The following is a 25,934-nucleotide window of genomic DNA, read 5'->3' as shown; positions in this document are numbered from 1 at the left end:
TGCTGTATTCCCCGGGCTTCCCCAGAGCTCGATGCCCCGGCCAGAGCATTTTGCAGTCAGGTGGAATCACTTGACGTCCGCATAAATGCGGAAAAACAAGGAGATAGACCGGTTCAACGTTTCTATGAAACGTTGAACCTAGGCGCTCCGCCCGACCGGAAAATGTGTCAGTTCATCGTCGGAATGACGAACTCCGCGCCATCCTTGACGCCGGAAGGCCAGCGCGACGTGACGGTCTTGGTCTTGGTGTAGAAGCGGAATGCATCCGGCCCGTGCTGGTTCAGGTCGCCGAACGCCGAGGCCTTCCACCCGCCGAACGTATAGTAGGCGATCGGCACCGGGATCGGCACGTTGACGCCGATCATGCCGACCTCGACGCGGGCCGCGAAGTCGCGCGCCGCATCGCCGTCGCGGGTGAAGATGGCGACGCCGTTGCCGAACTCATGGTCGTTGGGCAGTGCCAGCGCCTCTTCATAGGTGTTGGCGCGCACGATGGAGAGCACCGGGCCGAAGATCTCTTCCTTGTAGATGCGCATGTCCTTGGTGACGTTGTCGAACAGGCACCCGCCCATATAGTAGCCGTTCTCGTAGCCCTGCATCTTGAAGTCACGCCCGTCGACAACGAGGCTGGCGCCTTCCTTAATGCCGAGATCGACATAGCCCTTGACGCGCTCGAGCGCCTGCGCCGTGACCAGTGGGCCGAAATCGGCCGAAGCGTCGGTCGACGGCCCCACCTTCAGGCTCTCGACGCGCGGGATCAGCTTTTCCACCAGCCGGTCGGCGGTTTCCTTGCCGACGGGCACGGCGACCGAAACCGCCATGCAGCGTTCGCCCGCCGAGCCATAGCCGGCACCGATCAGCGCATCGACCGTCTGGTCCATGTCCGCATCGGGCATGATGATCAGATGGTTCTTGGCGCCGCCGAAGCACTGGGCGCGTTTCCCGTTGGCCGTCGCGCGGCCGTAGATGTACTGGGCGATCGGCGTCGATCCGACGAAGCCGACGGCCTTGATGTCCGGGTCGTCGAGAAGCGCGTCGACCGCCACCTTGTCGCCGTTGACGACGTTGAGGACGCCGGCCGGCAGGCCCGCCTCGAGGAACAGTTCGGCGATGCGCATCGGCACGCCCGGATCGCGCTCCGACGGCTTCAGCACATAGGCGTTGCCGCAGGCGAGCGCCGGGGCGATCTTCCACAGCGGGATCATGGCCGGGAAGTTGAACGGCGTGATGCCGGCGACGACGCCAAGCGGCTGGCGCATGGAATAGACGTCGATGCCCGGACCGGCGCCCTCGGTGTATTCGCCCTTCATCATGTGCGGCGCGCCGATGCACACCTCGACCACTTCGAGGCCGCGCTGGATGTCGCCCTTGGCGTCGGGAATGGTCTTGCCGTGCTCGCGCGCCAGCAATTCGGCGAGCGCGTCATACTCGCGGTGCACGAGTTCCAGAAACTTCATCAGGACGCGCACGCGGCGCTGCGGATTGGTGTTGGCCCATCCGACTTGCGCTTCCCTTGCGTTTTCCACAGCGGCGCGCACCTCGGCCGCACTGGCCAGCGCCACCTTGCCGCGCACGGAGCCGTCCATCGGCTGCATGATGTCCTGCGAGCGCCCGCTCGCGCCGGCGACGCGCTTGCCGCCAATGAAATGACCGACGTCCTCCATGAGGATTCTCCCTGAGTTTGGAATTTTCCCATTGTCCCGCTTCGCAAGCTCGTTTGCAACGCGAGGGAATCCGCAACCGTTGTGCAAAATTTAAAGTCAGAATAGAATAGGCCGTGCGAAAAACACTGAGCAAAGGGTGCGAGCATGAACTGGGACGATGTGCGGGTGTTTCTTGCCGTGGCGCGCGCCGGGCAAATCCTTGGCGCGGCCAAGCGGCTCGAACTCAATCACGCCACCGTTTCGCGCCGGGTCGCCGCCCTCGAGGAGGCGATCGGCGCCAAGCTGTTTCATCGCCTGACCACCGGCACGGAGCTGACCGCGGCCGGCGAGCAATTGCTGGCCACGGCCGAGCGCATGGAGGCGGACATGATCGCCGCCCGCGCCGAAATCGCCGGCGAGAGCGAGGATGTCACCGGCACGGTGAGGATCGGCGCGCCCGACGGTTTCGGCGTCGCCTTCCTGGCGCCGCGCCTGGGCGCGCTGACGGCCCGCCATCCGGGCCTTTCGGTACAGCTCGTGCCCGTGCCGCGCTCCTTCTCATTGTCGCGGCGCGAGGCCGATATCGCCATCACCGTCGACCGGCCGACGGAGGGCCGGCTGGTTGCCGGCAAGCTGGTCGACTACACGCTGGGGCTCTACGCCTCCAGGGCCTATGCGGCCGAACACGGCCTGCCGAAGAGCGCCGGCGAGCTTCGCAACCACCGGCTGGTCGGCTATGTGCCCGACCTCATCTTCAGCCCGACACTCGATTACGCGACCGAGATTTCGGAAAACTGGACCACGGACTTCGCCGTCTCGTCGGCCATGGGCCAGATGGAAGCCGTGCGCGCGGGAACCGGCATCGGCATCCTGCACACCTTCATCGCGCGTGGCCATGACGATCTGCTCAGGCTCGAATGGGCCGGCCCGATCCGCCGCAGCTACTGGATCGTCTACCATGAATCCATGCGTCCGACGCGCCGCATCCAGGCGGCTGCCGCCTTCATCGGCGAACTGGTGGAGAAGGAGCGCGGCGCGTTCGTTTGAGGGGCAGCGGGATATCGGCCGGGAGCCGAGGGGCTGAGAACCGGCCGGCGACAGCCCTGTTGCCGGCGTGATGGCCGCACGCCGTGTCTCGAATCATGACGGCGCACGTGTCGGAATGGCGGCGGTGGAAACGTCCTGCGGTTTGAAGCACCCGTGACCGCGCCAGAACGCGAAAAGGATGAGACAATGGCAAAGACCGACTATCAGAGCGTCGAGGACTATATCGCCGCCTTCCCGACGGACGTTCAGGAAACGCTTGAGCGGATGTGCGATGTCATATCGCGCGCGGTGCCGGAAGCGGAGGCGGTGATCAGCTATCAGATTCCCGCCTTCAAGCATAATGGCTGGATTCTCTACGTTTCGGCCTACACCAACCACTACGCCATTGCCTGCCCGCCGCCATTCACGGTGTTTGATGCCTTCGCCAAGGAGCTGGAGTCCTATGAGGTATCGAAATCCTCGATCAAGTTCCCGAAGAGCAGGCCGGTGCCATTCGAACTGATCGGCCGGATGGCGGCGTTCCGTGCAAGGGAAAACCGCGAGCGCACGGCCAGCAAGCGGAAATGAGCGGAGGTGGGTCGCACCGGCCCAGGCGGCGCGGCCAACGCCCGCCGGAGCAGCAATCATGCCATGTCAATGATGCCGCCGGTAATTGCCAGACGCCGCCCGGCGCGGCAAACAGTTCGCCCGGCAGGCACGCGCAGAAGGGTTCCCCATGTCCAGAAGCATCATCGTAACGCAATATGTCTCCCTCGACGGCGTCATCGAGGACCCGGTCGGCATGGAAGGGTCCGGGCTCGGCGATTGGACCGGCCCGTTCAACCGTGGGCCGGAGGGCGACAAATTCAAGCATGAGGAATTGATGAATTGCGACGCCCTGCTCTTCGGCCGCAAGACCTATGACGGCTTCGCCGCCGTCTGGCCGACGGTGAACGACGAGGCAGGCTTCGCCAAGCGCATGAACAGCCTGCCGAAATATCTCGCGTCGACGACGATCGACAAGCCGGAATGGAACAACACGACCCTTCTCACCGGCAATCTGCTCGACGCCGCGCGCGCATTGAAGGATCAGCCGGGCGGCGACATCCTGATTTACGGCAGCGCCGCCGTGGTCCACACGCTGCTGCCGCACGGGCTGATCGACGAGTTCCGGCTGATGGTCTACCCCACCGTGCTCGGCCGCGGCATCCGGTTGTTTCCCGATGATGCCGCCGCTACGCTCAGCCTCGCCGAATGCCGGCAATTCAACGACGGGATCGTGCTGCTCCGCTATGAAACAAGCAACAATTAGCCTTCTGGCCCTTCTGATGACGGTCACCGCTTCAGCTTCGGACGAAACGCCGCCGCCGGTCGATCCCCGTCGCGACGCCGTGCACGAACGCCATGTCAGGAACGGCCGCGTCGATCCGGCCGCGCCGGTCCAGGCGAGTGGCGAAATCACCATCGCCGCGCCGCCTGACAAGGTCTGGTCGGTGCTGAGCGATGTCGGAAACTGGCCGTCGATCCGATCCGACATTCACGATGTGGAGGGAGGCAGGAAGGCGGCGCCCGACGCCGTCTTCGTCTGGTCGACCGCTGGCGTGCGCCTGACATCGAAATTCGGCGTCGTCGAGCCGGGCCGCCTGTTGACCTGGTCGACCTCCGTGCCCGGCCTGGTGATGGCGCACGAATACCGTTTCGAACCCGACGGCACAGGCGGCACGCGGATCGTCTGCCGGGAATCGATGTGGGCACCGGTGGCCGCACCGCAGATCGACGACGATGAACTCCGATCCCGCATCCGAAGCTGGCTCGAAGGCATCAAGGCGTTCGCCGAGCGGCGCTAGAGCATTTTTGCAGTCAGGTGGTTTCACCTGACGTCCGCACAAATGCAGAAAACAAGGAGATAGAACCGCGGCGCGGGCCAAGCCGCGCTCGCCGCTCTACCGTTTGCGCACGAACTCGGTGCGCAGGACGAGGCCCTTGATCGCCTCGTGGCGGCAGTCGATCTCCTCGGCATTGTCCGTCAGGCGGATCGACTTGATGACCGTGCCCTGCTTCAGGGTCTGGTTGGCGCCTTTGACCTTCAGGTCCTTGATCAGGGAAACGGAATCGCCATCGGCCAGAATGTTTCCGGCCGCGTCGCGCACCACGGCCCGCTCGGCGCCGGCGGATGCGGCCATCTCGGCCGCCGGCCGCCATTCGCCGGTCGCTTCGTCATAGACATAATCGTCGTTTGCGTCGGTCATGCTCTGCCCTTGCCGTTGCGAGGCTTCCCTGGCCCGTCCAGCGCCGGTTACACCACCCGACCGGGTCGCGCAACCCGCATGATCACCGCCGCCGCCCGCACAAATGCGGAAAACAAAGAGATAGAGGGGACAGCGTTCCCGTGAAACGATGAACCCTAGACGAACGGCTTAGCCGGATCGTAGCGGCGCGGCAGGAGCCGGTTCAGATAGGCGAGACCGGTTTGCGAAAGCCGGCTCTCCTCCGCCATCAGGAAATCCTCCGGCATGTGCCGGGTCTTGCCGGCAACCGCGTCGAGCGCCACCAGCCGGCAGACGGTTTTCTCGCCATCGAATTGCAGCGCCACGGAGCCGTCGCCCTGTTCGACCGACGCCACGGCGAACGCGCCGGCGGCAAACGCTTCGCGCGCATCCGTGTCGCTGGTGGTGGCGATGTTGCCGCGCGGCAGATAGCCGAACGTGTCGACGCGGGCGCGGGTGCCCGGCAGGTCTTCGGCCAGGATGCGCTCGATCGCCTGGCCGAGATCGGTGCCCGACAGGCGCACATTGCCGTGCTGGTCGCGTTCCTGCATTTCGGGCGGCACCAGCGTTTCGACCAGCGAGCGCCCGTCAGAGCCTGAAACCCCTTCCGACATCGCCACCACGCAGCGCCCATGGCGTGCAACGGTCGCCTTGACGTCATCGACGAAGCGCGCGCGCTCGAACGGGCGCTCCGGCACGTAGACGAGATGCGGGCCGCTGTCCTGATCGAGCGCCCAGGCAGAAGCTGACGCGGTGAGGAATCCCGCATGCCGCCCCATGACGATGCCGACATAGACGCCGGGCAGCGCGCGAAAATCGAGATCGACGCTGAGGAACGCCCCGGCCACCATTTCGGCCGCCGAGATGAAGCCCGGCGTGTGGTCGTTTTCCATCAGGTCGTTGTCGATGGTCTTCGGCGCGTGCATGAAGGTCATGCCGCCGCCCGAGGCGGCGCGCAGGATGGCCTGCGTGCCTGAGGTATCGTTGCCGCCTATGTTGATGAAGGCAGCGGCGCCGACCGCTTTCAGCCCCTCCAGGATCGCCTCGCAATAGGCGGCGTCCGGCTTGTCGCGCGTCGAGCCGAGCGCGGCGCTCGGCGTCGCGGCGATGCGCATCAGTTCGGTTTCGGGAAGATCGGACAGGGTGACGAACCGTCCGTCGCGAATGCCGCGCACGCCGTGCAACGCGCCGAGGACGCGGCAGCCGGGAAAGCGTTTCATCGCCTCCAGCGCCGCGCCGACGACCGTCTGGTTGATGACGGCGGTCGGTCCGCCGCCCTGCGCAATCACGAATGTCTCGGCCATGGTTTTCGCGCTTTCACTGTCAAGAGGTTTGCCATTCATGCCATGGAGGGCACCGCAAAGAAAAGGGCAGCCCGCTCCGGGGCCAGGACCTAGCGGTACAGCATGACCGGAATCTTGCAGGAGCGCAGCATTTCGGTGGTCGTCGAGCCGATGATCAGGCTGCGGATGCGCGAATGGCCGTAAGCGCCCATCACCAGCAGGCCGATCCCGGCGGCCTCGACATGCTCGGCAATGACGGTCTCGGCCTGTCCCGGCACGATGGCGCTCTCAGCCTTGATGCCACCACCCCGCAGCACCGCTTCGGCATCGGCGAGGCGATTGCGCGCTTCCGAATTGTCCGTTCCGGCCATTAGCAGTTCTACGCTCAAGCCGGCAAACAACAGCGAACGAGACATGGCATCCACCGCCTTCATGCTGCTGGGACCGCCATCATAGGCGACAAGCACCTTCTCGATGGGCTTGAAGGCGCGGGCCGCGACGAAAACCGGCTTATGGCTGGAGCGAACGACGCGCTCGAGATTGGACCCCAGATGCAGGCGGGCGAAATCGGCCGCTTCGCCGCGCTTGCCGATGACGAGCAACTCGGCATCACCCTCGATTTCGGCGACTGTGTCGACCACATCGCCATGGCGCAGGCGACCCGTCACCGCCTCGATGCCGGCGGCACGGACGGCGGCTTCGCCGTCTTCGAGGATCGCTCGCCCTCGCTTCTGCGCCAGCCTGGCGCGCTGCTCGTCGAGCTCGGAGAGTTCCTTCAGGAGGGCCGTGCGCGCACCAAGCGCGATGTTGCCGGACAGGTCCGACGGCGCACTGCCCGTTTCACGTCGACCGAGCACATGCAGAAGCTCGACGGAAGCCCCAAGCCGGCCGGCGATCCATGCGCTGTGCTCGCAGACGCTTTGCGAATAGATGGAACCGTCGATGAATGCCGCAATTTTCATGATCAATGCCCCATCAGCTTTTCAAGCGCGCCCGGCTTGTCGTGAATGCCGAGCTTGTCGACGATGGTCTCGCTCGCCCGGTTCATGCCGATCAGTTCCACCTCCGCGCCGTCGCGACGGAATTTGAGCACGATCATGTCGAGCGCCGCAACGCTGGAGATGTCCCAGATGTGGGCGCGGGAAACGTCGATGACGACCTTCTCCAGCGCTTCCTTGAAATCGAACGCCTTGTTGAAATCCTCGACCGAGGCGAAGAACAATTGCCCCTCGACCCTGTAGGTGCGCGCCCGGCCATCTCCGGAAAGTTGTGACGTCACCCGGAAGATCTGGGCGATCTTGCCGGCAAAGAAGATGCCCGAGAGCAGCACGCCGACCAGAACGCCAATCGCCAGATTGTGGGTGAAGACCACGCAGGCGACCGTCGCCAGCATGACGATGGAGGAAGACAGCGGGTGCTCGCGCAAATTCCTGATCGACGACCAGGAGAATGTGCCGATCGACACCATGATCATGATGGCGACCAGCGCCGGCATCGGAATCTGCCGCACCCAGTCGCCGAGAAGGACGATCATGAACAGGAGGAACACGCCGGCCGCGAAACAGGACAGCCGCCCGCGTCCGCCGGACTTCACATTGATCATCGACTGGCCGATCATCGCGCAACCCGCCATGCCGCCGATGAAGCCGGTCGCCGTGTTGGCGAGGCCCTGGCCGATGCATTCCTGGTTCTTGTCGCTCTCCGTGTCGGTGAGTTCATCGACCAGCGATGCCGTCATCAGCGATTCGAGCAGGCCGACGGCGGCGACGGCCGCCGAATAGGGCAGGATGATCCGCAGCGTCTCGAAATCGAGCGGAATGTCGGGAATGAGGAACACCGGCAGTGTGTCGGGCAATTCGCCCATGTCGCCCACCGTGCGCACATCGAGGCCGAAGGCGATGGAGACGGTCGTCAGCACGAGAATGCAGATCAGCGGCGAAGGCACGGCCCGGGTCAGGCGCGGAAACAGGTAGATGATGGCGAGACCGGCGGCGACCATGACATAGGTGAGATTGGGCACGCCGATCAGCTCCGGCAATTGCGCCATGAAGATGAGGATCGCCAGCGCGTTGACGAAACCAGTCATCACCGAGCGCGAGACGAAACGCATGAGCTGACCAAGCTTCAACAGGCCGGCGCCGATCTGCAACAGGCCGGCAAGCACCGTGGCGGCAAGCAGATACTGCAGGCCGTGGTCCTTGACCAGCGTGATCATGAGGACAGCGGTGGCGGCGGTTGCCGCCGAGATCATTCCGGGCCGGCCGCCGGCGAAGGCCGTGATCACGGCGATGGAAAATGAGGCGTAGAGGCCGACCTTGGGATCGACGCCAGCAATGATGGAAAAGGCGATGGCCTCGGGAATGAGCGCCAGCGCCACGACGAGGCCCGACAGGAGATCGGCGCGGACATTGCCGAGCCATTGGTCGCGATAATTGGAAAGTAAGAACATAAACCGTCCGGAAACATGGCTGTTCCGCCGCGCGACGGGGTCGCGGAGCAGGCGAGGCAGGATGCAGAAGGATTAGCCGGCGGATCAGCGGCCGGCGGAGCCACCCGGATTTTCACCGGGTCCAGGATGGATGCGCGCTGTGTAACCCGATTTGATGCTGCAGCGCAATATACGTCGCCATGCAAACAGGAATAGTGCGGTTTCTCCCACTTCGCCGTCCCGGCTCTCCCTTGGGTCGGCCGGGATGACGAGGGTGGACGAATCACTGCCGATGCACGGCGCAGCCCATGTGCGAATACGGCTAATCCTGCGGCTTGCGCGCCGGCTTCTTCTTGCCCGCGCCGGCTGGCTTGGCGAATTTCGGCTTGCCGGCCTTCTTGTCTTTCTTCGCCCAGGGCTTGGCATCCTTGGCCCAGGGCTTGCCGCCCGGCGCGCCGGCCTCGCGGGATTCCGCGGGCTTGGCATACGGTTTGTCATGCGACTTGCCCTGAGGCTTGTCGGCGAATTTGCGCTTGCCCGCCGGTTTGTCGTAGCCGCCCGGCCGGTCGTCCTTGCGGAAGCCCTTGCCGGCGTGGGAGCCTTCATGCTTCTTGGCGTAGGGCTGAGACGTAAATTCCGGCATGCCGTCGAGCCGCTTCAGGCGAATGTTGTTTTCCAGCGTCGCCTGCGGGCCGATCGCGGCGAGAAACCGGTCGGCCGAGTTGGCGTCCAGTTCGACGAAGGTCTCGTCCTGCTGCATCTTGATCGAGCCGATCTCGCGCTTGGTGATGCCGCCGGCGCGGCACAGAAGCGGGATCAGCCAGCGCGGCTCGGCATTCTGCTTGCGGCCGACCGACAGGGAGAACCAGGCGCTTTCGGAAAAATCCTCGCGGCGCGGCTTGCGCTCCTCGCGCTGTCCGCTTGGCTGCCCGCCATCGTGGACGTTCACTTCGGACAGGTCTTCCGGCGCCGACTGCCTGCCGCGATGCAGCCGCACGAAGGCGGCCGCCAACTGCTCGGCGCCATGCTGGGCGAGCAGCGCCCGGACGAATTCCGCCTCGCTGTCCTGCAACGGCTCGCTGAGATTGGGGTCGGCCATCAGCCGCTCGTCGTCGCGCTGCAGGACATCGTCGGCGGAAGGCGGATTGCCCCATGCGACGGCGATCTTCGCATCGCGCAGCAGGCGCTCGGCGCGGCGACGCCCGTTTTGCGGCACGATCAGTGCGCTGACGCCCTTGCGCCCGGCGCGGCCGGTGCGGCCCGAACGGTGCAGCAGCGTTTCGGCATTGGTCGGCAGGTCGGCGTGGATCACCAGTTCCAGGTTCGGCAGGTCGATGCCGCGCGCCGCCACGTCGGTGGCCACACACACCCGCGCCCGCCCGTCGCGCATGGCCTGCAGCGCATGGGTGCGCTCGTTCTGGCTGAGCTCGCCCGAGAGCGCCACGACCGAGAAGCCGCGATTGTTGAAGCGCGCGGTCAGGTGGTTGACGGTGGCGCGCGTGTTGCAGAACACCAGCGCGTTCTTCGCCTCATAGAAGCGCAACACGTTGATGATGGCGTTTTCCCGCTCCTGCGCCGCAACGAGGAAACCGCGATAGTCGATGTCGACATGCTGCTTCTGCTCGGCGGCGGTGGAGATGCGCACCGCGTCGCGCTGATAATTCTTCGCCAGATTGGCGATGGTGCGCGACACGGTGGCCGAGAACATCAGCGTGCGGCGTTCGGCCGGCGCCGCGTCGAGAATGAACTCCAGATCCTCGCGGAAGCCGAGATCGAGCATCTCGTCCGCCTCGTCGAGCACGACGGCGCGCAGGTTGGTCATGTCGAGCGCGTGGCGGCGGATGTGGTCGCACAGGCGGCCGGGCGTGCCGACGATGATGTGCGCGCCACGTTCGAGCGCCCGGCGCTCGGTGCGGATGTCCATGCCGCCGACGCAGGAGGCGACGACCGCGCCTGTCTCGGCGTAAAGCCAGTCGAGCTCGCGCTTGACCTGCAGCGCCAGTTCGCGCGTCGGCGCGACGGCAAGCCCGAGCGGCGCCCCGGCGGGACCGAAACGGTCCTGCCCGCCAAGCAGGCTCGGCGCCAGCGCAAGGCCGAAGGCGACGGTCTTGCCCGACCCGGTCTGCGCCGAAACCAGCGCATCGGCGCCCTTCGGCTCCAGTTCGAGAACCGCCCTTTGCACCTGGGTCAATTCGCTGTAGCCGCGCTTGTCCAACGCTCGGCCGAGCGCCGGAACTATGCCTTCGAACTCTGTCATTTGTCTTCTTTCGGAAACGGTAGGCGCGCCCGCCAGTCATTTTGTGGGCGCGCGGCGAGGCTTTTCGCCGACGCTTTGCGCCGTACCTACGCGGGCCGAAGCTGAATGTACAGAAGCAAGCGACGAAATCAGCACATGGCAGCGATGCGCATACGGCAGATCTCAGCCGGTGGTGGGCGCACGTTCGGCCAGGCGTGCCTGGCGCGTCAGCGCTAGCGCCAGAACCATGGTCAGCGCGGAGACAGCCGCCAGGATGGCAAAGGCCTGGACATAACCCGCTGCATCAGCCGTATGTGCCAGAACCACCACGACGCCGACGGCGCCGATCGCCCCGCCGACACGCTGGACGATGTTGACCAGCGTGGTGGCGTCGCCCATCTCCGCCTTGCGCGCCGACGCATAGGCCGCAGACATGGCCGGCATCTGGCCGAGCGCCATGCCGATGCCGCGCAGGACAAGGATCGGCGCCAGCAGCATTGAAGGCAGCGCCACGGGCAGGAGAAACGGCACGGTGCTGACAAGCAGCGCCAGCGTGCCGGCGAAACTCACCTGTCCGGCGCCGAAACGATCCGTCAGCGCCCCGCCGACGGGCAGCGCCAGCGCGCTGCCGAGCCCCATCGCCAAAAGCAGGAAACCGGTCTCCGCGGTGCTGAGCCCGGCCACCACCTGCAGATAGAGCGGCAGGAGCAGGAGCCCGCCATACATGTTGAGGCCGGTCAGGCCCGTGGTCGCCGTCGCCGTGGCGAACACGGGACGGCGCAGCAGGCTGAGATCGATCAGCGGCTGCTTCGCCCGCCCGGCAACCGCCACGAAGGCGATTGTGAGCAGAATGCCCGCCGCGACGGCCAGGAGGTTTTTCAGCCGCATGCCGTCGGCGCCGATTTCCGTCGCGCCGTACAGGAGCAGCGGCAGGCCGGCGCCGAGAAGCACCAGCCCCTTCACGTCGAGGCGGCGCGCCTCGTCCTTCTCGCCGCCGGGAACCAGGCCGCGCGCAAGAAGGAGTGCGGCGATGCCGACCGGCACATTGATCCAGAACAGCCAGCGCCAGGACGCATGGTCGAGCAGCAGGCCGCCAAGCGCCGGGCCGATGGCCGGCCCGAGCGCCACGACGAGGCCGAGCGCGCCCATGATGCGGCCGAGCTGCTTCGGCCCGGCGGACGCGCCGATCACGGCCTGCCCGGCCGGCACCATCAGCCCGCCGGCCAGCCCCTGCAGGAAACGCGCGCCGATGAGGGTGAGCGGATCGGGCGCGATGGCGCATAGAACCGAGGCCGCCACGAAACCGGCGAGGCTGCCGGCCCACAACCGGCCATAGCCAAAACGATTCCCCAACCACGCGGCGGCCGGCAGCGCGATGGCCAGGGCGATGAGATAGCCCGTGGCGATCCATTGGATGAGGGAAAGACTGGCCGAGAAATCCTCACGGACCGTCTCGATGGCCAGATTGACGACGGTGGAATCCAGCATCGCCATGAAGGCGCCGGCGCCTGTGACGGCGGCGATCTTCCAGATTCGCGCCGGGATGGCCGGCGGAGAGGATGGGCGATCCGTGCTCACGGGCCGGCACCCTCGCCTGTGCCGCGTGCCGGGTCAACGCGTAAAGCTGTCGCGGCAGGCAGTGTCAGCCGCGTTTCACCACCGCACCGTCCTCCTTGGTGAAGGAGGTCAACGCACCTTCCGGCAGGAGGTCCAGCACCGTCTCGGACGGCCGGCAGAGCTTCGTGCCCAACGGCGTTTCGACGATTGGCCGGTTGATGAGGATGGGATGCTCGAGCATGAAGCCGATCAGCGCGTCGTCGCTCCATTTGTCGTCATCAAGGCCGAGTTCGTCATGGGGCGTGCCCTTCTGGCGCAGCAGATCGCGCGGCGCGATGCCCATGGCGGCGATCAGCGAGACGAGCTTTTCGCGCGATGGCGGCGTCTTCAGATACTCGATCACCTGCGGCTCTTCGCCGGCCTCCCTGAGCATGGCCAGCACGTTGCGCGAGGTGCCGCATTTGGGATTGTGGTAGATGGTGGCGCTCATTCGTCTCTCGCTCAGCTCTTGGGAAACCAGTGTTGGGTGCGGTTGGCGAAGGCCACCAGCGACAGCATCACCGGAACCTCCACCAGAACGCCGACCACCGTGGCAAGGGCAGCGCCGGAATTCAAGCCGAACAGGCTGATGGCGACGGCCACCGCCAGCTCGAAGAAGTTCGACGTGCCGATCAGCGCACAGGGGGCGGCGACGTTGAACGGCACCTTCCACGCCTTCGCTGCCGCATAGGTGACGAAGAAGATGCCGTAGGACTGGATCAACAGCGGCACGGCGATCAACACGATCAGGATCGGCCGGGCGACGATGATATGCCCCTGGAAGCCGAACAAAAGCACGACCGTGACCAGGAGGCCGATCACCGAGACCGGCTTCAGCGACCCGGTGAAGCGGGAGACGGCCTCCGCCGCCTCCTTCCCCTCGGCGCGGCCGGTCAGCCATTGGCGCGTCAGCGCGCCGGCGACGAGCGGAATGAGCACATAAAGACCGGTGGCGAGCAGCAGCGTCTCCCACGGCACGGCGATATCGGTGACGCCGAGCAAGAGGGCGACGATGGGGGCGAAGGCGAAGATCATCACCACATCGTTGAGCGACACCTGGACGAGCGTGTAGGTGGCGTCGCCGCGCGTCATCTGGCTCCAGACGAAGACCATCGCCGTGCAAGGCGCGGCGCCGAGCAGGATCAGGCCGGCAATGTATTGCTGCGCGTCGGCGGGCTCGATCCACGGCGCGAAGACGTACTGGAAGAACAGCACGCCGAGCGCCGCCATGGTGAACGGCTTGACCAGCCAGTTGACCGCCAGCGTCAGCACCAGCCCCTTGGGCCGGTCGCCGATGTGGCTGAGGCTGGAAAAATCGACATTGACCATCATCGGGAAGACCATCGCCCAGATCAGCACGGCGACGACGAGGTTGACGGAGGCGTATTCGAGACCGGCCAGGAAGGCAAACAGGCCGGGCATCAGATTGCCCAGCGCGATGCCCGCGACGATGCACAGGGCCACCCATATTGAGAGATATTTCTCGAAGAAGCCGATGCCGCCGGCAGGCGGCGCAGCGCGCTCCAGAACGTGTTCGGTCATGATTCTTCCCGTGGTTCAGCCGGCTTCCGGAAGCCGGCGGCCCATTTCGTCAAGCCGTCTTTGCAACGCCAGCCGGTCGAGCGACCTGAACGGCAGAGCGGTGAAGACGGAAATGCGGTTGTTGAGCATGCGGTAGGTATCGGCGAAGGCGAAGCGCTTTTCCGCCTCGGTGCCGGTGACCGCGGCGGGATCCGGCAGACCCCAATGCGCCGTCATCGGCTGGCCGGGCCAGACCGGGCAGGTCTCCTCGGCGGCGCTGTCGCACAGCGTGAAGACGAAATCCATCTTCGCCGCATCCGGCGTGGCGAATTCCGCCCAGTCCTTGGAGCGGGCGAAGCCCGTGTCGTGGTTCATCTGCTGCAGGAGGTCGAGCGCATAGGGATGCACCATCCCTTTCGGCTGCGAACCTGCCGAACAGGCCTTGAACCGCCCGGCGCCGGCCCGGTTCAGGATCGCCTCGGCAAGGATCGACCGGGCCGAATTGCCCGTGCACAGGAACAGGACGTTGAAAGGCTGGTCACTCATGGCTGTATGCTCCTAGCATTTTGCAGTCAGGTGGTTTCACCTGACATCCGCATAAATGCGGAAAAACAAAGAGATAGAGCGTCCCTTGTGCGTCCGACCGGCCGCACGGCGCTCTAGCAATTGCACGTCACCGCCTCGATGACGGGGCGGCAGAGAGCGGGATTTCCATTGCAACAATCTTCCATCAGATAGGCGAGGAGGTCGCGGAAGCCGGTCATGTCGGCCACATAGCGGATCGTCCGGCCCTGGCGCTCGGCGCGGATCAGACCGGATTGCGCCAAGACCTTGAGATGCGCGGAGGCTGTGTTCTGCACCACATCGAGCCGCGCGGCAATTTCGCCCGCCGGCAGGCCTTTGGCACCCGCCTGCACCAGCAGGCGGAACACATCGAGCCGCGTTTCCTGTCCGAGCGCGGAAAGGGCGGCGATGGCCAGGGGCTTGTTCATCAATCTATGATTCCAGATTTATGGATATATTGGATCTGGCTTTTGCCATGACCGGGCGGCGGGGTCAAGGGGGTGGATTTAGAGAGGGGGGCGACATCATCGTTCCGGCATGGATCCTCGGGTCAAGCCCGAGGATGACGAAAGGAATAAATTAGCCGGCTTAGCCGACGAAGGCGCGTTCGACGACGAAATCGGCGGGCGCGGCGTTCGAGCCTTCCTCAAGACCGGCCTTTTCGACCAGCGCCTTGACGTCCTTCAGCATCTCCATCGAGCCGCAGATCATGACGCGGTCGTTCTCGCGGTTGAACGGCTCGGTGCCGAGCGCCTTGAACAGCTCGCCATTCTCGATCAGCGTGGTGATGCGGCCCATGACGGGCGAGGTCTCGCGCGTCGTCGAGGTGAAATGCGTCAGCCGGCCCTCGGTCAATTCGCCGATCAGCGGATCGTCCTTCAGCGCGGCGACCAGCTCGTTGCCGTATTCCAGCTCGGCCACGTCGCGGCAGCTATGGGTCAGGATGATGCGGTCGAACTTCTCGTAAGTCTCCGGATCGCGGATCAGGCTGGCGAAGGGCGCGATGCCGGTGCCGGTGGAGATCATGTAGAGGTTCTTGCCCGGCGTCAGCGCGTCGTTGACCAGCGTGCCGGTGGATTTCTGCCGCATCAGCACCGTGTCGCCCGGCTGGATCTTCTGCAGATGCTGGGTCAGCGGGCCGTCCGGCACCTTGATCGAGAAGAACTCGATCTCCTCGTCCCAATTGGGGCTGGCGATGGAATAGGCGCGGAAGACCGGCTTTTCGGCGTTCGGCAGGCCGATCATGACGAATTCGCCGGAACGGAAGCGGAAGCTCTGCGGGCGCGTGATGCGGAACGAGAACAGGCGGTCCGTGTAATGCTTCACCGACACCACGCGCTCGGCATGGCAGCCGGCGGGCGTCGGAAAGTCGGGAGCCTTGTCGGCCTTGGTCTCGCTAAGCGCAGCGCTGTCCATGGATGTCTTCCCTCGTTCGGTCGGAAGTCTGTATGCCGGTTTCTGGTGCGATTGCCAACGTCAAAGCCATGATCGGCATCGGCTCTTGCGCAGGTCTTGCCTGCCAAGTTTATTAGTATACAAATGAATTTGACGTCAAGGTTCACGCCTTTCGACACCTATTTCAAATCATCGGGCCAAAAAAGGTTTCGCATTCCGGATTTTCCCCATGAATGAGAAAAAAGGCATCAATTCGGGTTCCGTCGTCGCCGGCATCGATGTCGGCGGCACCTTCACCGACCTGATCCTGATCGACACGCGCCCCTATCGGGGGCCAGGCCCGGATATGGGCGCGCGCGTCAGCGTTGCCAAGACCCCGACCACGGTGGACAACCAGGCCTTCGGCGTCGTCAACGCCATCAAGGCGACGAGCGTCCCGGCCGCCGAGATCGGCCTGATCGTGCATGGCACGACGACGACCACCAACGCCGTGCTGGAACGGCGGCTGGCCCGCACCGGCATGATCACCACCGCCGGCTTCCGCGACATCATCGAGCTGGGGCGCCGCACGCGGCCGCAGGCCTACGGCATGACCGGCACGTTCACGCCGGTCATCCCGCGCGACCTGCGCCTGGAAGTGGCCGAACGCATGGATGCCTCGGGCAACGTGCTGACGCCGCTCGACGAGGACGGGGTGCGCGCCGCCGTCAAGTCATTGCTCGACGCGGGATGCGTGTCGCTGGTCCTGCATTTTCTCCATGCCTATGCCAATCCGGCGCATGAGATACGCGCGGCGCAAATCGCCGCCGAACTCTGGCCGAACGATTACATCACCACCGGCCACGCGCTATTGTCGGAAGCGCGCGAGTTCGAGCGCGGCGTGACCGCCGCCGTCAACGCAGCCGTGCAGCCGATCCTGGAACGCTACGTCGCCCGCCTGTCGAACGAGCTGAAGGCGCTGGGCTATGCCCGCGATTTCCTCGTCATGAACGGCAATGGCGGCATGATCTCGGCCGCCCATGTGGCGCGCGAAGCGGCCAAGACGGTGATGTCCGGACCCGCCTCCGGCGTCATGGCGGCGGCCTTCACCGCGCGCCGGGCCGGCGTCGACAATCTGATCACCTACGACATGGGCGGCACCTCGACGGATGTGGCGCTGGTGCGCGGCGCCCGGCCCGCCGTCTCCAACGAGATCGAGGTGGAATACGCCATGCCGATCCACGTGCCGATGGTCGACGTGCACACGGTGGGCGCCGGCGGCGGCTCGATCGCCCGCGTCAACGATGCGGGGCTGCTCGAGGTCGGCCCGCAGAGCGCCGGCGCCACGCCCGGGCCGATCTGCTACGGCCGCGGCGGCGCGGAGCCGACCATCTCCGACGCCAATCTGCTGCTCGGCCGGCTCAACCCGAACAAGCTGCTTTCCGTCGACAACCCGGTTTCGGTCTCGGATGTGGAGGCGGTCTTTGCGCAAAGGCTCGGCCAGCCGATCGGCCTTTCCGGCGTCGAGGCAGCCGGCGCTGTGCTCAGGATGGCCAACATCAAGATGGCCGGCGCAATCCGCATGGTGTCGCTCGGCAAGGGGCACGACCCGCGCGACTTCGCCCTGTTCGCCTTCGGCGGCGCCGGTCCGCTGCATGCGGCGGCGCTCGCCCGCGAGCTCGCCATTCCGCGCGTCATGGTGCCGGCCCGGCCCGGCATCACCAATGCGCTGGGCTGCGTGGTGGCCGACCTGCGCCACGATTTCGTCCGCACGATCAACCGCCCGGTGGCGAGCCTCGACCTCGATCTGCTGCGCGGCGTGCTGACGGCGCAACGCGCGGAGGGCGAGGCGCTGATCGCCAAGGAGACGGTGCAGCCCGAGCGCATCGACTGCATCCACACCGCCGACATGCAGTTCGTCGGCCAGACGCATCTCATCAACGTTTCGCTGCCCGGCCCGGATGTGGACCGCGAAACGCTGCAGCGCCTGTTCGAAGACGCCTATTTCGCCCGCTTCAAGGTGCGGCTGCCGGAAATCCGCGCCAATCTGGTCAACCTCAACACCTCGGTCATCGGCGTGCGCGCCGGCATCGACCTCGCCAGCCTGATCGACCCGGCAGGCCGGGTGGCGACGCTTGCCGAGGCGCTGAACGAGACGCGGCCGGTGTGGTTCGCCGGCGCGTGGCACGACACGCCGGTCTATGCGCGCGAAAAACTGCCGCTCGATGCGGTGATCGAGGGACCGGCGATCCTGGAGCAGCTCGACACCACGACGGTGATCGAACCGGGCGACCGCGCGGTTTCGGATGACGATGGGAACATCGTCATCACGGTTGGGAGGCCCGAATAATGACCGGCGCAGCTACCCCCTCACCGACCCGCTTCGCGGGCCACCTCTCCCCCGCGAAGCAGGGGAGAGGAGCGCCGTCATCAATTGCAGGCTCCCCTCCTCTCCCCCACAAAGTGGGGGAGAGGTGGCCCGCGAAGCGGGTCGGTGAGGGGGCCTTCGGCGGAGACATCCAATGACGAACCCTCCCCTCGACGCCATCACCCTCTCCGTCATCCAGGCGGCACTCCAGCAGGTGTGCGACGAGATGGACCTGACCTTTTCGCGCGCCGCCTTCTCGCCCGTCATTGCCGAGGCCAACGATCGCTCGGACGGCATCTATGCGGCCGAGGACGGCGCGCTGATCGCGCAAGGGGCGGGCGGGCTGCCGGTCTTCGTCGGCGTCATGCAGTACTCGACGAAGACGCTGATCGAGCGCATCGCCCAAGGCATCACCGCAGCACCCGAGCCCGGCGACATCTACATCGTCAACGACCCCTATCTGGGCGGCACGCATCTGATGGACGTGCGCTTCGCCATGCCGGTCTGGCGCGACGGCAAGATCTTCTGCTGGCTGTCCAACACCGGCCATTGGCCCGACATCGGCGGCGCGGTGCCGGGCGGCTTCTCGGCCTCGGCCACGGCGGTCGAACAGGAAGGCCTGCGCCTGCCGCCGGTCAAGCTGTTCAAGAAAGGGCAACTCGACCAGGAAATCTACGCCATCATATCATCCAACATCCGCGTCGCCGACCAGCGCATCGGCGACATCCGCGCGCAGGGGGCGGCGCTGGAAGTGGGCGCGGAGCGGCTGGGAGAGGTGCTCGACCGCTATGGGGACGACACGGTGCGCCAGGCGGTCGCTGAGCTGCGCGGCCGCGCCGCCACCCAGATGCGGGCGCTGATCGCGCCGATCCCCGACGGCGTCTATCGCGGCGAGGCCTATGTGGATTCCGATGGCGTGGTCGACGCGCCGCTGACCATCGCACTGGCGATTGAGAAGAAGGGCGACACGCTGACCTTCGATTTCGCCGGCTCCAGCCCGCCCTGCGCCGGCCCGATGAACAGCGTGCTGGCGACGACGCTGTCCTCCGTCTACCTGGCGATGCGCCACATCTTCCCGGAAGTGCCGCTCAGCGCCGGCGCCTTCGAACCGCTGATCGTCAAGCGGCCGGAAGGCACCTTCCTCGACGCGCATTATCCGCGCCCGGTCTCGGGCTGCGCGGCCGAGGTCTCGCAGCGCATCGCCGAGGCCGTCTTCGCCGCCATGGTCAAGGCGCTGCCCGACAAGGTGACGGCGGCGCCGGCCGGCTCGAGCGGCAATTTCGCGCTGGGCGGCAGCGACCCGGCGCGCGGGCGCGATTTCGTCATGTACCAGATTTCCGGCGGCGGCTATGGCGGCAACGCCGACCATGACGGGCTGACCAATGGCTGCTCGACCATTGGCATTTCCAAATCGCCGCCGGTCGAGGTGATGGAGCAGGCTTTTCCCGTGCTTTACCGGCGCTATGCGCTGCGCGAGGGCTCGGGCGGCGCCGGCCGCCAGCGCGGCGGGTTCGGTCTCGCCTACGAGGTGGAGCTGCTGCGCGGCGAGGCGCGCGCCTCCTTCGTCATGGACCACGGCCGCACCGGCCCGCAGGGCGTGCTTGGCGGCGGCGACGGCAAGGTCAATGAGGTGACCGTCTGGCGCGACGGCCAGGCGCATGTGCCCAAGCACCTGTCGAAGGAGCAGGACATTCCGCTGAAGGCCGGCGACCGCGTGGCGGTCGGCACCCCGGGCGGCGGCGGCTATGGGGATCCGTTCAGGCGCGCGCCGGAAAAGGTGCTGCACGACGTGGCGCTCGGCTACTACACGACGGCAGAGGCGGAGAGGCTGTTCGGCGTGGTGTTGAGTGGGGATCAGACGGCGGTTGACGAGGCGGCGACGGCAGCATTGCGTCACCGTTGAGGTGCGGCGCTGCGGCTGACAGATCGCTTGCGCCAAGCGCCCTCGCCCTTCGACAAGCTCAGGATGAGGGCTACTGGAATGATGATGCTTGCCAAAACGACAGGTCGCGCTCGAGGATTGACCCCTCAACAGCCCTCATGGTGAGCCTGTCGAACCACGAGGGCGCCTGGCGCCGGATGCCGGCAGCCCGCCCACTCACTCCTCCACCAGCCTGAACTCCAGATAAAGATTGCGCTGCAGGAGCGAATGATTGTCGTCGGACATGATCGACACCATCGTCGCCCCGTCGATGCGCGTCCACACGTCGAGCGCTTCCATATTGTCGATCTGGTAATTCATGTCGGCGGTGAAAAGCACCGGTCCGTCGGCGAGCCCGCCGGGCACGATGCTGTCGCCAGCGATGCGCCTCAGCCGCATCGCCACGCCGTCGGCCAGCGTGAACCGCCGCTCGAGCAGCAGCAGATCGCCATCGGGCAGGAAAGCGCCGTCCGTGATGTCGAACCCATCGCTGCGCGTCACCGCGAAGACACCCTTCAGCGGGCCTTCCAGCACGGCGGCGAAACAATTGCCGTTGACGTCGATGCTGCGCTCGGAAACGACGACGCGCGCGCCGCCGAGCGGCCCGTCGTCGGGCGCGTAGGCAACCGTCTCGAAGCCACGATTGTTGCGCAACTCGTGGCGCGGCACGAGGAAATCGAGTTCCCCGATCGCCGCGCCCATGGCGTCACGCTCGATATGGAACTCCGCGACCCGATGCTCCCGCTCGAAGCTGACGGTGGCGAGATCGCCCTTGAGCGCGATCCCTTCCGCGTCGGTGGTCCATTTCTCGCGGGTCGACTGGCCATTGCCATCGACCATCGGCTGCATGCTGAAATTGGCGAAGCCCACCGGCGTGCCCGTCATGTCGCGCATCACACGGCCGAAGAACCAGAATCCCGTATCGGCGACACCGATGAAATCGGCTCCCGGCTGCGAAAAGCGAAACGAGGAAAATGCGCCGAAATGGCTGACCGGCGAGGTCATCGACAACCCGCCGACGAACTCCAGCGGGCCGAAGCGCGTTTCATGGGACCCGATGGCGAAATGCCGGATCGGCGTGCTGTTGACCACCATGGGAATGGCTGCTTCCTGGGCGCTGACCGCGGGGGCGATGAGCGCAACGACGGCCGCAAGAGCTGCCCTACGCCAGAACCCGTCGTCCCGGAAGCGCGAAGCGCTGGCCGGGATGACGCCTGCAACGATGCATCGCGAGAGCACGCCGGCGCAGAAACCCGAAAGAGTGGGCCCTTCAGCCCGCACGGCGCATGCGCCCGCCGCCACGGCGCGCGCTTTCATCCTCGAACAGCGAGGCAAGCTGCTCGGTCATCGCGCCGGCCAGTTCCTCCGCATCGACGATGGTCACCGCGCGGCGATAGTAGCGCGTCACGTCATGGCCGATGCCGATGGCCAGAAGCTCGACCGGCGAGCGCGTCTCGATCAGCTCGATCACGCCGCGCAGGTGCCGCTCCAGATAATTGCCCGGATTGACCGACAGCGTCGAATCGTCGACGGGCGCGCCGTCGGAGATCATCATCAGGATCTTGCGCTGCTCGGGCCGGGCGATCAGCCGCTGATGCGCCCACAAAAGCGCCTCGCCGTCGATGTTCTCCTTGAGCAGCCCCTCGCGCATCATCAGGCCGAGATTGCGCCGGGCGCGCCGCCAGGGCGCGTCGGCGCTCTTGTAGATGATGTGGCGCAGGTCGTTGAGCCGGCCGGGGCTTGTGGGCTTGCCGTCCTTCAGCCATTTCTCGCGCGCCTGGCCGCCCTTCCACGCCCGCGTGGTGAAGCCGAGGATTTCCACCCGCACACCGCAGCGCTCCAGCGTGCGGGCCAGGATATCGGCGCAGGTGGCGGCGACGGTGATCGGCCGGCCGCGCATGGAGCCCGAATTGTCGAGCACCAGCGTCACCACCGTGTCGCGGAAATTCGTATCGCGCTCCTGCTTGAAGGATAAGGGCTGCATTGGGTCGATGACCAGCCGCACCAGCCGCGCCGAATCGAGCACACCCTCCTCCAGGTCGAAATCCCAGGAGCGGTTCTGCTGCGCCATCAGGCGGCGTTGCAGCCGGTTGGCGAGCCGCCCGACGACGCCCGACAGATTGGCGAGCTGCTTGTCGAGGAAGGCGCGCAGCCGGTCGAGTTCTTCCTCGTCGCATAATTCCTCGGCGCCGACGGTCTCGTCGAAATCCGTGGTGAAGACCTTGTAGTCGATCTCGCGCGCTGCCTGGTCGAACGGGTGGTCGGGCCGGCGCGCCTCGCCCGGCGTCTCCGAATCGAGCTCGTCATCGTCGGATACGTCTTCCGCCGTGGTGTCGCCCGCCTCGCTCTCGCCGGTCTCGGTATCGTCGCTCTCGCCGCCCGATTCCTCGCCCTCGCTTTCCTCGCCGCCGGAATCGTCTTCCTGGCTCTCCTCGGATTGCTCCTGCGATTCCGGCGCGTCGCTGTCGTCGTCGCTGTCGTCGGTCTGCTCTTCCTCGGCCAGTTCCTCGCCGAGATCGATGGAGGTCAGGAGATCGCGCACGGCGCGGGCGAAGCCGTCCTGGTCTTCGATCCGGCCGGTCAGCGCGTCGATATTGCCGGCGGCCTTGTCCTCGACCCAGTCGCGCCACAGGTCGACCATCTTCGCGCCGCTCTGCGGCACCGGGCGGCCGGTCAGCTTCTCGCGCACCATCAGGGCGATGGCTTCCTCGAGCGGCGCATCGGCCTTGCTGGCGACGTCGGCCAGGCTGGCGCGGGCGTATTTGTCCTCCAGCATGGCGGCCAGATTGTCGCCCATGCCCTGCATGGCCCGCGCGCCGATCGCCTCGACGCGCGCCTGCTCGACCGCGTCGAAGATGGCGCGCGCCTCCTTGCCCTCCGGCGCCAGCCGGCGGTGCAAATTGGCGTCATGACAGGCACGGCGCAGCGCCATGGAATCGCCGATGCCGCGCGTCACATGCAGCGCCTCGGCGGTCGGCTTCTTCGGCAGGTCGGGCAGGCGCGCCCGGCTGCCGGTCAGGGCCGGCTTGTCCTTCGAGAAGGTGACGTCGAGCTCGTGGTCGCCGGAGACCGCGCGCATGCAGGCCGTCACCGCCCGCTTGAACGGGTCGAGCGGTGCTTCGTTGGGCTGTCCTGGCTTGCGGTTCGACTGGCTCACGGGCGTGTTTCTCGGGCCGCTCAGCGGGAGCGGCCATCGACCTCATGAATGCTGAGCGCCGCCACGTCCACGCCGTCCAGACAACGGACGTTGACGGCAGCCATTTTCGTACCGTCGGGCATCGCTCCCCTGGCAAAGGATTCCATACCGCAGACGGAGCAGAAGAGGTGCTCGATCGTGTTGGTGTTGAAGCGATACTCCGTCAGGCTGTCGGCGCCCGCCTCGAGCGCGAAATTCTCCGCCGGCGTGAAGGCGAGGACGCTGCCGCGCTTGCCGCAATAGGAACAATTGCAGGTGATCGGGCTGGAAAGATCCACCTCGACATTGTAGCGCACCGCGCCGCAATGGCATCCGCCCTGATAATGCATCGTCTTCCCCTTTCAGCTGAGCGCCACGTTGGCGGCCGATTCCGGCAGTTCCTCGCCGAAGGCGCGCTGGTAGAACTCGGCCACCACGGCACGCTCCAGCTCGTCGCACTTGTTGAGGAAGGTCAGCCGGAACGCAAAGCCGACATCGCCGAAGATCTCGGCGTTCTCCGCCCACATGATGACGGTGCGCGGGCTCATCACGGTCGACAGATCGCCGTTCATGAAGGCCGAGCGCGTCAGGTCGGCGACGCGCACCATGCGCGAGACGATCTCCTTGCCCTTGGCGTTCTGGTAGTGCTTGGCCTTGGCCTGGACAATGGCCACCTCGTCGTCATGCGGCAGGTAGTTGAGCGTCGTGACGATGGACCAGCGGTCCATCTGCGCCTGGTTGATCTGCTGCGTGCCGTGGTAGAGACCGGTCGTGTCGCCGAGGCCGACCGTGTTGGCCGTGGCGAACAGGCGGAAGGCGGGATGCGGGCGGATGACGCGGCTCTGGTCGAGCAGGGTCAGGCGGCCCGACGATTCGAGCACGCGCTGGATGACGAACATCACGTCCGGCCGGCCGGCGTCGTATTCGTCGAACACCAGCGCCACATTGTGCTGATAGGCCCAGGGCAGGATGCCGTCGCGGAACTCGGTGACCTGCTTGCCTTCCTTGACGACGATGGCGTCCTTGCCGACCAGGTCGATACGGGAGACATGGCTGTCGAGATTGATGCGCACGCACGGCCAGTTGAGGCGGGCCGCGACCTGCTCGATATGCGTCGATTTGCCGGTGCCGTGATAGCCCGACACCATGACGCGGCGGTTATGGGCGAAACCGGCGAGGATGGCGAGCGTCGTCTGCTTGTCGAACAGGTAATCGGGGTCGACATCCGGCACATGGCTGTCGGCCACCGAGAAGGCTGGAATGACAAGGTCGGATTCGAAACCGAACGTGTCTTTCACCGAAACGGTCGTGTCGGGCAAATTGGCGATATCGCGGTCTATTTTGTTCATCATGCCTCCAGCGGCCAGGCCCCTGCCTGCATCGCTTGAACTGGTTTTTTCCGGAGCGTCTTAACAGACGGCGGCTTTAACAGAAACCCGCCTGTTTCAACAGCCTGTAGGCTTCAAGCACGCTTCTGAGCCGGTCTTCCGAGCCCCTGTCGCCACCATTCGCATCGGGATGATGACGCTTCACTAAGCTCTTATAGCGCGCCTTGATCTCTGCGCTAGTCGCTTGTGCGCCGAGGCCCAGTGTTTCGAGCGCCTTGGCCTCAAGCGGTTTCAGGCGCCGCTGGCGCGATTGCGCTGCCTCGCGCCGGCTGCCGAACAGGTTGAACGGGTCGCCCATGCGGTTGTGATAACCGGCGCGGCCCGAACGCATCGGCGAATAATCGGCCGCCGCCTTGGCAGCGCCATTGCCGGTAATCTTCCAGGTCGGGCGATGGCCGGTCAGCGCTTCCTTCTGGTAGCGCGCCACTTCGCCGGAGTTGAGGCCGGAGAAGTAATTGTAATTCTTGTTGTATTCGCGCGCGTGATCGACACAGAAGCGGAAATACTCGCCTTCCCTGTGCCGGCCGACGGGCGCGCGGTGCAGGCCCGCTTCCTGGCAGCCATCCCATTGGCAGCCCGGCGCGCGCGACTTCGCCTCCGCCTGGGGGTCGGGACGAATGCGTATTTTCTCGAAATATTTCGAGTAGGGTTTCATATCGGACCGCGTGACACCAAATCAGTGGGTAAGTATGGCGGCTGCTGGCCACGATACAAGAATTGACATTTAGCGAAAGTTCACATTAGAGCGCCACGCGTCCAATCGGACACGCAAAGGACGCTCCAACAGGTTGAAGCTAAGCACCGTGCTTTGAATCGAACCGAAATCGGGGGTTCCCCCCATATGGTAGCAGGAGGCCCGATTGTCCATCCAGTCCGCGATCGAAACCAAGCTGACAGAGGCGTTTTCTCCCGAGCGGCTCGCCGTCATCAATGAAAGCCACCTGCATGCGGGCCATCAGGAGCATTTCGACGGCAAGGGCGAGACCCATTTTCGCGTCCGCATCGTCGCCGATGCGTTTTCCGGCATGAGCCGCGTCGCCCGCCACCGCGCCGTCAACGATCTCCTGGCCGCAGAATTGAAGGACAGCGTCCACGCACTGGCCATCGAGCCGGCGGCGCCGGGCGAACCGACGCGCTGGTGAGC

Annotated in this window: 24 protein-coding genes and 1 other annotated feature; of the genes, 7 read left to right on the top strand and 17 right to left on the bottom strand. The window is 65.6% G+C overall.

Annotated features, from left to right (window positions below; all coding sequences use genetic code 11):
* Positions 1–167: 167 nt before the first annotated feature.
* The gene (locus AB843_RS01215; RefSeq protein ID WP_048644945.1) at positions 168–1,664 is read right to left on the bottom strand and encodes a CoA-acylating methylmalonate-semialdehyde dehydrogenase; all 1,497 of its coding nucleotides are present in this window, start codon (positions 1,662–1,664) and stop codon (positions 168–170) included.
* Positions 1,665–1,808: 144 nt separating this feature from the next.
* Here AB843_RS01215 and AB843_RS01210 point away from each other — a divergent pair, with 144 nt between their 5' ends.
* From AB843_RS01210 to AB843_RS01195, 4 genes are all read left to right on the top strand, one after another.
* On the top strand, positions 1,809–2,690 hold the full coding sequence (locus AB843_RS01210; RefSeq protein ID WP_048644944.1) for a LysR family transcriptional regulator: 882 nt from the start codon (positions 1,809–1,811) through the stop codon (positions 2,688–2,690).
* 186 nt (positions 2,691–2,876) lie between these two features.
* Positions 2,877–3,257 carry an iron chaperone gene (locus AB843_RS01205; RefSeq protein ID WP_157384399.1) on the top strand — a complete coding sequence of 127 codons (381 nt, stop codon included), beginning with the start codon at positions 2,877–2,879 and terminating at the stop codon, positions 3,255–3,257.
* Positions 3,258–3,405: 148 nt separating this feature from the next.
* Entirely contained in the window at positions 3,406–3,981 is a 576-nt protein-coding gene (locus AB843_RS01200; RefSeq protein WP_048644942.1) for a dihydrofolate reductase family protein, read from the top strand.
* A 16-nt stretch (positions 3,982–3,997) separates the two neighbouring features.
* Complete coding sequence (locus tag AB843_RS01195) at positions 3,998–4,516, top strand: SRPBCC family protein (RefSeq protein WP_048644941.1); 519 nt, start codon at positions 3,998–4,000, stop codon at positions 4,514–4,516.
* 96 nt (positions 4,517–4,612) lie between these two features.
* Here the strand turns inward: AB843_RS01195 and AB843_RS01190 are convergent, their stop codons facing one another.
* The 11 genes from AB843_RS01190 to AB843_RS01140 all read right to left on the bottom strand — a co-directional run bounded on the left by AB843_RS01190 (position 4,613) and on the right by AB843_RS01140 (position 15,980).
* Complete coding sequence (locus AB843_RS01190) at positions 4,613–4,918, bottom strand: alkylphosphonate utilization protein (RefSeq protein WP_048644940.1); 306 nt, start codon at positions 4,916–4,918, stop codon at positions 4,613–4,615.
* Between the two features lie 155 nt (positions 4,919–5,073).
* The gene (locus tag AB843_RS01185) at positions 5,074–6,240 is read right to left on the bottom strand and encodes a diphosphate--fructose-6-phosphate 1-phosphotransferase (protein ID WP_048645189.1); all 1,167 of its coding nucleotides are present in this window, start codon (positions 6,238–6,240) and stop codon (positions 5,074–5,076) included.
* 89 nt (positions 6,241–6,329) lie between these two features.
* Positions 6,330–7,184: a universal stress protein gene (locus AB843_RS01180; protein ID WP_048645188.1), complete on the bottom strand. Its 855-nt coding sequence runs from the start codon at positions 7,182–7,184 to the stop codon at positions 6,330–6,332.
* Positions 7,184–8,668 carry a SulP family inorganic anion transporter gene (locus AB843_RS01175; protein ID WP_048644939.1) on the bottom strand — a complete coding sequence of 495 codons (1,485 nt, stop codon included), beginning with the start codon at positions 8,666–8,668 and terminating at the stop codon, positions 7,184–7,186. Before AB843_RS01175 ends, AB843_RS01180 begins: the two co-directional genes overlap by 1 nt.
* Positions 8,669–8,738: 70 nt before the next feature.
* Positions 8,739–8,794, bottom strand: a sequence feature (sul1 is cis-regulatory element that is thought to sense ions involved in sulfur or methionine metabolism; They are found in Alphaproteobacteria).
* A 175-nt stretch (positions 8,795–8,969) separates the two neighbouring features.
* Positions 8,970–10,904, bottom strand: a complete 1,935-nt coding sequence (locus AB843_RS01170; RefSeq protein ID WP_048644938.1) for a DEAD/DEAH box helicase — start codon at positions 10,902–10,904, stop codon at positions 8,970–8,972.
* Between the two features lie 162 nt (positions 10,905–11,066).
* Positions 11,067–12,461, bottom strand: coding sequence for a DHA2 family efflux MFS transporter permease subunit (locus AB843_RS01165; RefSeq protein WP_048644937.1), 1,395 nt, complete (start codon positions 12,459–12,461; stop codon positions 11,067–11,069).
* A gap of 64 nt (positions 12,462–12,525) precedes the next feature.
* Complete coding sequence (gene arsC, locus AB843_RS01160; protein ID WP_048644936.1) at positions 12,526–12,930, bottom strand: arsenate reductase (glutaredoxin); 405 nt, start codon at positions 12,928–12,930, stop codon at positions 12,526–12,528.
* Positions 12,931–12,941: 11 nt separating this feature from the next.
* Positions 12,942–14,021, bottom strand: coding sequence for an ACR3 family arsenite efflux transporter (gene arsB / locus AB843_RS01155; protein WP_048644935.1), 1,080 nt, complete (start codon positions 14,019–14,021; stop codon positions 12,942–12,944).
* 15 nt (positions 14,022–14,036) lie between these two features.
* Positions 14,037–14,546, bottom strand: coding sequence for an arsenate reductase ArsC (locus AB843_RS01150; RefSeq protein ID WP_048644934.1), 510 nt, complete (start codon positions 14,544–14,546; stop codon positions 14,037–14,039).
* A 113-nt stretch (positions 14,547–14,659) separates the two neighbouring features.
* A complete protein-coding gene (locus AB843_RS01145; protein ID WP_048644933.1) occupies positions 14,660–14,992 on the bottom strand; it encodes an ArsR/SmtB family transcription factor in 333 nt (110 codons plus the stop codon).
* A 160-nt stretch (positions 14,993–15,152) separates the two neighbouring features.
* Positions 15,153–15,980, bottom strand: coding sequence for a ferredoxin--NADP reductase (locus tag AB843_RS01140; protein ID WP_048644932.1), 828 nt, complete (start codon positions 15,978–15,980; stop codon positions 15,153–15,155).
* Between the two features lie 208 nt (positions 15,981–16,188).
* On the opposite strand from AB843_RS01140, the gene AB843_RS01135 reads away from it, so the two are divergent.
* Positions 16,189–18,288, top strand: a complete 2,100-nt coding sequence (locus AB843_RS01135) for a hydantoinase/oxoprolinase family protein (RefSeq protein WP_048644931.1) — start codon at positions 16,189–16,191, stop codon at positions 18,286–18,288.
* Between the two features lie 172 nt (positions 18,289–18,460).
* Positions 18,461–20,209: a hydantoinase B/oxoprolinase family protein gene (locus AB843_RS01130; protein ID WP_048644930.1), complete on the top strand. Its 1,749-nt coding sequence runs from the start codon at positions 18,461–18,463 to the stop codon at positions 20,207–20,209.
* Positions 20,210–20,404: 195 nt separating this feature from the next.
* On the opposite strand, the gene AB843_RS01125 is transcribed toward AB843_RS01130, so the two are convergent.
* The 5 genes from AB843_RS01125 to AB843_RS01105 all read right to left on the bottom strand — a co-directional run bounded on the left by AB843_RS01125 (position 20,405) and on the right by AB843_RS01105 (position 25,445).
* The gene (locus AB843_RS01125; protein WP_087587015.1) at positions 20,405–21,322 is read right to left on the bottom strand and encodes an esterase-like activity of phytase family protein; all 918 of its coding nucleotides are present in this window, start codon (positions 21,320–21,322) and stop codon (positions 20,405–20,407) included.
* A 175-nt stretch (positions 21,323–21,497) separates the two neighbouring features.
* Positions 21,498–23,384 (bottom strand): cobaltochelatase subunit CobT, encoded by a 1,887-nt coding sequence (gene cobT / locus AB843_RS01120; protein ID WP_244467864.1) that lies wholly within the window; start codon positions 23,382–23,384, stop codon positions 21,498–21,500.
* Positions 23,385–23,404: 20 nt separating this feature from the next.
* Positions 23,405–23,752, bottom strand: a complete 348-nt coding sequence (locus AB843_RS01115) for a GFA family protein (protein ID WP_048644928.1) — start codon at positions 23,750–23,752, stop codon at positions 23,405–23,407.
* A gap of 12 nt (positions 23,753–23,764) precedes the next feature.
* Positions 23,765–24,751, bottom strand: a complete 987-nt coding sequence (gene cobS, locus AB843_RS01110; protein ID WP_048645186.1) for a cobaltochelatase subunit CobS — start codon at positions 24,749–24,751, stop codon at positions 23,765–23,767.
* Between the two features lie 76 nt (positions 24,752–24,827).
* Positions 24,828–25,445 carry a J domain-containing protein gene (locus AB843_RS01105; RefSeq protein WP_048644927.1) on the bottom strand — a complete coding sequence of 206 codons (618 nt, stop codon included), beginning with the start codon at positions 25,443–25,445 and terminating at the stop codon, positions 24,828–24,830.
* Positions 25,446–25,650: 205 nt separating this feature from the next.
* On the opposite strand from AB843_RS01105, the gene AB843_RS01100 reads away from it, so the two are divergent.
* Complete coding sequence (locus tag AB843_RS01100) at positions 25,651–25,932, top strand: BolA family protein (RefSeq protein ID WP_048644926.1); 282 nt, start codon at positions 25,651–25,653, stop codon at positions 25,930–25,932.
* Positions 25,933–25,934: the final 2 nt, after the last annotated feature.

The organism is Nitratireductor soli, assembly GCF_001050155.1.
In the GTDB taxonomy this organism is placed as follows: Bacteria; Pseudomonadota; Alphaproteobacteria; order Rhizobiales; family Rhizobiaceae; genus Nitratireductor; species Nitratireductor soli.
This window is presented reverse-complemented; position numbering and strand designations above follow the sequence as displayed.

Excerpts from the sequence above, each read along its gene's own strand:
- AB843_RS01215 (WP_048644945.1), bottom strand. The coding sequence starts at position 1,664 with ATGGAGGACGTCGGTCATTTCATTGGCGGCAAGCGCGTCGCCGGCGCG.
- arsB (WP_048644935.1), bottom strand. The coding sequence starts at position 14,021 with ATGACCGAACACGTTCTGGAGCGCGCTGCGCCGCCTGCCGGCGGCATC.
- AB843_RS01205 (WP_157384399.1), top strand. The coding sequence starts at position 2,877 with ATGGCAAAGACCGACTATCAGAGCGTCGAGGACTATATCGCCGCCTTC.
- AB843_RS01145 (WP_048644933.1), bottom strand. The coding sequence starts at position 14,992 with ATGAACAAGCCCCTGGCCATCGCCGCCCTTTCCGCGCTCGGACAGGAA.
- AB843_RS01210 (WP_048644944.1), top strand. The coding sequence starts at position 1,809 with ATGAACTGGGACGATGTGCGGGTGTTTCTTGCCGTGGCGCGCGCCGGG.
- arsC (WP_048644936.1), bottom strand. The coding sequence starts at position 12,930 with ATGAGCGCCACCATCTACCACAATCCCAAATGCGGCACCTCGCGCAAC.
- AB843_RS01200 (WP_048644942.1), top strand. The coding sequence starts at position 3,406 with ATGTCCAGAAGCATCATCGTAACGCAATATGTCTCCCTCGACGGCGTC.
- AB843_RS01105 (WP_048644927.1), bottom strand. The coding sequence starts at position 25,445 with ATGAAACCCTACTCGAAATATTTCGAGAAAATACGCATTCGTCCCGAC.
- cobS (WP_048645186.1), bottom strand. The coding sequence starts at position 24,751 with ATGAACAAAATAGACCGCGATATCGCCAATTTGCCCGACACGACCGTT.
- AB843_RS01185 (WP_048645189.1), bottom strand. The coding sequence starts at position 6,240 with ATGGCCGAGACATTCGTGATTGCGCAGGGCGGCGGACCGACCGCCGTC.
- AB843_RS01140 (WP_048644932.1), bottom strand. The coding sequence starts at position 15,980 with ATGGACAGCGCTGCGCTTAGCGAGACCAAGGCCGACAAGGCTCCCGAC.
- AB843_RS01130 (WP_048644930.1), top strand. The coding sequence starts at position 18,461 with ATGACGAACCCTCCCCTCGACGCCATCACCCTCTCCGTCATCCAGGCG.
- AB843_RS01175 (WP_048644939.1), bottom strand. The coding sequence starts at position 8,668 with ATGTTCTTACTTTCCAATTATCGCGACCAATGGCTCGGCAATGTCCGC.
- AB843_RS01170 (WP_048644938.1), bottom strand. The coding sequence starts at position 10,904 with ATGACAGAGTTCGAAGGCATAGTTCCGGCGCTCGGCCGAGCGTTGGAC.
- AB843_RS01125 (WP_087587015.1), bottom strand. The coding sequence starts at position 21,322 with ATGGTGGTCAACAGCACGCCGATCCGGCATTTCGCCATCGGGTCCCAT.
- AB843_RS01195 (WP_048644941.1), top strand. The coding sequence starts at position 3,998 with ATGACGGTCACCGCTTCAGCTTCGGACGAAACGCCGCCGCCGGTCGAT.
- AB843_RS01135 (WP_048644931.1), top strand. The coding sequence starts at position 16,189 with ATGAATGAGAAAAAAGGCATCAATTCGGGTTCCGTCGTCGCCGGCATC.
- AB843_RS01115 (WP_048644928.1), bottom strand. The coding sequence starts at position 23,752 with ATGCATTATCAGGGCGGATGCCATTGCGGCGCGGTGCGCTACAATGTC.
- AB843_RS01190 (WP_048644940.1), bottom strand. The coding sequence starts at position 4,918 with ATGACCGACGCAAACGACGATTATGTCTATGACGAAGCGACCGGCGAA.
- AB843_RS01150 (WP_048644934.1), bottom strand. The coding sequence starts at position 14,546 with ATGAGTGACCAGCCTTTCAACGTCCTGTTCCTGTGCACGGGCAATTCG.